Below are 3,710 nucleotides of genomic sequence, written 5' to 3'. Positions count from 1 at the left end.
CCTCGTTGCCGACCTTCTTCATGGCGTCGGAGAGGAACTTGCCGATCTCGGCATCGCCGTTGGCGGAGATGGTGCCGACCTGGGCGATCTCCTCGTTCGAGGTGACCTTCTTGGAGTTCTTCTGGAGGTCCGCAACGACGGCTTCGACCGCGAGGTCGATACCGCGCTTCAGGTCCATCGGGTTCATGCCGGCGGCGACCGACTTGGCGCCTTCCTTCACGATCGCCGCGGCCAGCACGGTCGCGGTGGTGGTGCCGTCGCCGGCCGCGTCAGCGGACTTGGAGGCGACTTCGCGCACCATCTGGGCGCCCATGTTCTCGAACTTGTCCTCGAGCTCGATCTCCTTGGCGACGGTGACGCCGTCCTTGGTGATGCGGGGAGCGCCGAACGACTTCTCGAGCACGACGTTGCGGCCCTTCGGGCCGAGGGTCACCTTCACCGCATTGGCGAGGATGTCGACGCCGCGCAGCATCTTGTCGCGCGCCTCGACGGAGAATTTGACTTCTTTAGCTGCCATCTGAGTTTTTCCTTGAGAGAATGACTGGAGGGAAAGAGGCGCTTAGGCCGCCTTCTTCTTGGAAGCGGGGACGTCGAGCACGCCCATGATGTCGCTTTCCTTCATGATCAGCAGGTCTTCGCCGTCGATCTTGACCTCGGTGCCCGACCACTTGCCGAACAGGACACGGTCGCCGACCTTGACGTCGATGGGGATCAGCTTGCCGGCTTCATCGCGGCCGCCCGGGCCAACGGCGATGACTTCGCCCTGCGAGGGCTTTTCCTTGGCACTGTCCGGAATGATGATGCCGCCAGCTGTCTTCTCTTCAGCGTCGATGCGCTTGACCACGACGCGGTCGTGAAGCGGACGGAATTTCATGCAGTCCTCCTAAACATTTGTAGATGCTGTAGATTTTTGGAGAGTTAGCAGTCCAGTCCAGCGAGTGCCAGACTGGTTGGGCAGGAGATAGGCCAAGCCTTGGCGGCGGGCAAGTGCCTCTAGCAGAAAAATTGGCACTCGTGAGTGCGGTCTGCCAGAAGGATGCCGAGATCATTTCGGCATCCTTAATGCCGCCCGAGAGGGGGCGCCGGGGCTATTAGCAGATGCGGTAAGCTGCTGCCAACGCAAGAAATTTCAACAACCTATTAAACATTTAGGCTTGAGATGGGTTAGTCGCGTGCGTCACATTTCTCTCATGTGAGCGCATCCATTGCCGGTGGTCCGGCGGGGGAGGTCGGCCACCACGTGAATGCGCTCCGTCACAGGAGGTTGGCATGGTCTCGCGAGTTGGTGGGGTTGTTTCCGACGATTTCCGGAAGCAGTTGCTGGGGTACGGGCTGACGACGGCGCAAATCCTCTATCGGATGCCTGATCATCCCTCGTTGCTGCAGACCTATGTCTGGCAGAACTACGACCTGTTTCCGAAATTTCCGGCGCTGCAGGATTTCCTCGCGTTCTGGCAAGCGAAGCTCGAAGGCCCGCTGTTTTCGGTGACGGTGGCGCATTCCAAGCTGGTCAAGCCGGCCGAGCTGCGTGCCGTCGACGGCGTGTTCCGGCTGCATTGACCGGGCAAGGGGGCAAAAGCGCGCTGTGCGCCTTTGCTCGCCTCGCGGCGCGCGACTTGTGTTAGCCTCTCTCCGTCACAAAAAGACGGGAGGCGAAACAATGGCCAAGAAGACGGCATCAAGATCGGCAGCCAAGACCGCAGTGAAGAAGAAATGGTCGGGGCTCGGCGCCGGCACCAGGAAATCGTCCGCGAAATCGTCCGCGCGCAAGACCATTAAGTCGAAAGGCCGCGTCCCGGCGGCGAAGAAGAGCGCGCCGAAACCTGCGACCAAGGCGCGGCCGAAACAGCGCGTTGCGATCAGCCATCACCGCGAAGACGACTTCAAGGCCGACGGGCTGCGCGCTTACGCCAAGTACCGCGACCTCGGCATCGCTGCCGCCTCGCATGGCCTCGCGCAGGCGCACGTCATCCGGCTTCAGGGACCGTGCAACCCCGATGAAGTGTCGAAGTTGCACTTCCACGATGTCGACTTCCAGATGGTCTATGTGCTCAAGGGCTGGGTGAAGACCTACATGGAAGGCGAGGGCGAGACGCTGATGCAGCAAGGCAGCGCCTGGACCCAGCCGCCGCGCATCAAGCACATGATCCTCGACTACTCCGACGACGTCGAACTGCTGGAGGTGATCCTGCCGGCCGAGTTCAAGACGGTGGAGCTGAAGGCGTAGGCTTTTCGCGGCCGTCATGGCCGGGCTTGACCCGCCATCCATCCTGCTTCGAAAGATTCTCCTTGGCCGATGGATGCCCGGGTCATAGGCGAGCGGAAGCGACGCCGTCCTTCGGACGGCTATGCCCGGGCATGACGACCTGGTCGAAATTACGTAGCCCGGATGCAGCGAAGCGAAATCCGGGGCTTCCATACGCGGCCGAACCGTCCCGGATTGCGCTGCGCTGCATCCGGGCTACTGCGGCTACGGCTGCGTCAGCATCCCCACGATCGCGCCCATCAGGCAGGTCGTCAGCGTGCCCGAGACGATCGACTTCAGCCCGAGCGCGTTGATCTCGTCGCGTCGTACACAGCGCGTCCGGAGAACGTCCCGAAGGGCGGACGCCTCGTCCGCAACATCTATTGGAACGACTCACAAATCCATGCCACTCGCCAAGACGATTGACCAATCCGCGTGATTGTTGCCGCTTGCGCCGAAGGAGTGCAGGGGCCGGAGATTGCTACTGCTCCTGACACGGCATGATGCCTGCTACGGGTCTTAGTTGCCCAAGCGGGCCTTGGCCGTATCAACGATATACAGGAGATGGGTAGCCAAGAGAACTTGGCGTTGAGCCTCACGCAGGTCATTCATTGCAATCGCTCTGTGCGAATGCGGATTCTTGTAGGCACCGATACTACCTGCAAACAAATGCGCAAAACTCTCACGCTCCGCCTTCGGCAAGCGCCAAGGCAAAAACAACAACAAACGCTTGTCGAAAAAAGCCGACTGCGTTCAAATAATCTGAGTGATTATCCATATGGCTGCCTGCGCGCCGTTCTCAAATCGTCAAAGCACCTGGAAGGTCGACAAGATTGAAAATAATGGTGCCGCCGCTGGCCCTGATGAAGTACTCGACTTGTAAGTTAACGATCGCGCCTTGGATCGATATCCATGTCGTTGAGAGCGATGAAAGATGATTCCTGCGCGTTCTCTGGGGCACCAAAGTCATAAAAAATGCGGGACCAAAGGGGAGGTTCGTTCAGTACAATGTCGGTTTGGAATACGCCAAAAATTGACGTGATCCGTTGTTGGCCATCAAGGATGTAGTCGGTTGGATACTCGGGATCGTTCTGGGGCAGGTTGAACGGACCAAGGTTTCGTTCATGCGATAGCTCTTGTCTGGTCCGCCACAGCAGTATCGAGCCAAATGGATAGCCCTTGTAAATGCTGTCCATAAGGTACGCTACACGCTCAGGGTCCCAGACAAACCCGCGTTGAAAGTTTGGAACGCGCATCCTGCCTGAGAGCAGTTCTTCAATAATTTTCCGGATGTTTATCGGTTCGGACACGGCCCACCCCAAAAACGCGCGAATCGCGGTTGCCGAGTATAGGCGGTTAGTTGCACGCAGGGGTCAACCGGAGTTCGGCAGTCGGCCGTCTGGTTAGTCACCATTGGTCAGTCAAAACGCCCAAGCGTTGGAAATGTTGGAGTTTTGGCCTTGAC

6 protein-coding genes are annotated in these 3,710 nt (G+C 59.0%); 2 read left to right on the top strand and 4 right to left on the bottom strand.

All coding sequences use genetic code 11. The features are described from left to right. Positions 1 to 517, bottom strand: a 517-nt coding sequence (locus AKL29_RS24325) for a TCP-1/cpn60 chaperonin family protein (RefSeq protein ID WP_283809414.1), incomplete at its 3' end; no start/stop codon positions are given. Positions 518 to 559: 42 nt separating this feature from the next. Beyond that, positions 560 to 874 carry a co-chaperone GroES gene (groES, locus tag AKL29_RS24320; RefSeq protein ID WP_021077770.1) on the bottom strand — a complete coding sequence of 105 codons (315 nt, stop codon included), beginning with the start codon at positions 872 to 874 and terminating at the stop codon, positions 560 to 562. A gap of 395 nt (positions 875 to 1,269) precedes the next feature. On the opposite strand from groES, the gene AKL29_RS24315 reads away from it, so the two are divergent. Together AKL29_RS24315 and AKL29_RS24310 are read left to right on the top strand one after the other, a co-directional pair. Beyond that, positions 1,270 to 1,560, top strand: a complete 291-nt coding sequence (locus AKL29_RS24315; RefSeq protein ID WP_026192965.1) for an usg protein — start codon at positions 1,270 to 1,272, stop codon at positions 1,558 to 1,560. A gap of 100 nt (positions 1,561 to 1,660) precedes the next feature. Further along, on the top strand, positions 1,661 to 2,227 hold the full coding sequence (locus tag AKL29_RS24310) for a cupin domain-containing protein (RefSeq protein ID WP_028336075.1): 567 nt from the start codon (positions 1,661 to 1,663) through the stop codon (positions 2,225 to 2,227). A 537-nt stretch (positions 2,228 to 2,764) separates the two neighbouring features. On the opposite strand, the gene AKL29_RS46720 is transcribed toward AKL29_RS24310, so the two are convergent. Both AKL29_RS46720 and AKL29_RS24305 read right to left on the bottom strand, forming a co-directional pair. Beyond that, entirely contained in the window at positions 2,765 to 2,947 is a 183-nt protein-coding gene (locus AKL29_RS46720; protein ID WP_430648891.1) for a TIGR02391 family protein, read from the bottom strand. A 182-nt stretch (positions 2,948 to 3,129) separates the two neighbouring features. Beyond that, complete coding sequence (locus AKL29_RS24305; RefSeq protein ID WP_202814554.1) at positions 3,130 to 3,555, bottom strand: DUF262 domain-containing protein; 426 nt, start codon at positions 3,553 to 3,555, stop codon at positions 3,130 to 3,132. Between the last annotated feature and the right edge of the window lie 155 nt (positions 3,556 to 3,710).

The sequence above is a fragment of the Bradyrhizobium pachyrhizi genome, from assembly GCF_001189245.1.
In the GTDB taxonomy this organism is placed as follows: Bacteria; Pseudomonadota; Alphaproteobacteria; order Rhizobiales; family Xanthobacteraceae; genus Bradyrhizobium; species Bradyrhizobium pachyrhizi.
Note: the sequence above shows the minus strand (reverse complement) of the source record. Positions and strands in the feature narration are given on the sequence as shown.

What these genes read in the sequence shown, in the direction of transcription:
- groES (WP_021077770.1), bottom strand. Translation starts at nt 874, where the DNA reads ATGAAATTCCGTCCGCTTCACGACCGCGTCGTGGTCAAGCGCATCGAC.
- AKL29_RS24315 (WP_026192965.1), top strand. Translation starts at nt 1,270, where the DNA reads ATGGTCTCGCGAGTTGGTGGGGTTGTTTCCGACGATTTCCGGAAGCAG.
- AKL29_RS24310 (WP_028336075.1), top strand. Translation starts at nt 1,661, where the DNA reads ATGGCCAAGAAGACGGCATCAAGATCGGCAGCCAAGACCGCAGTGAAG.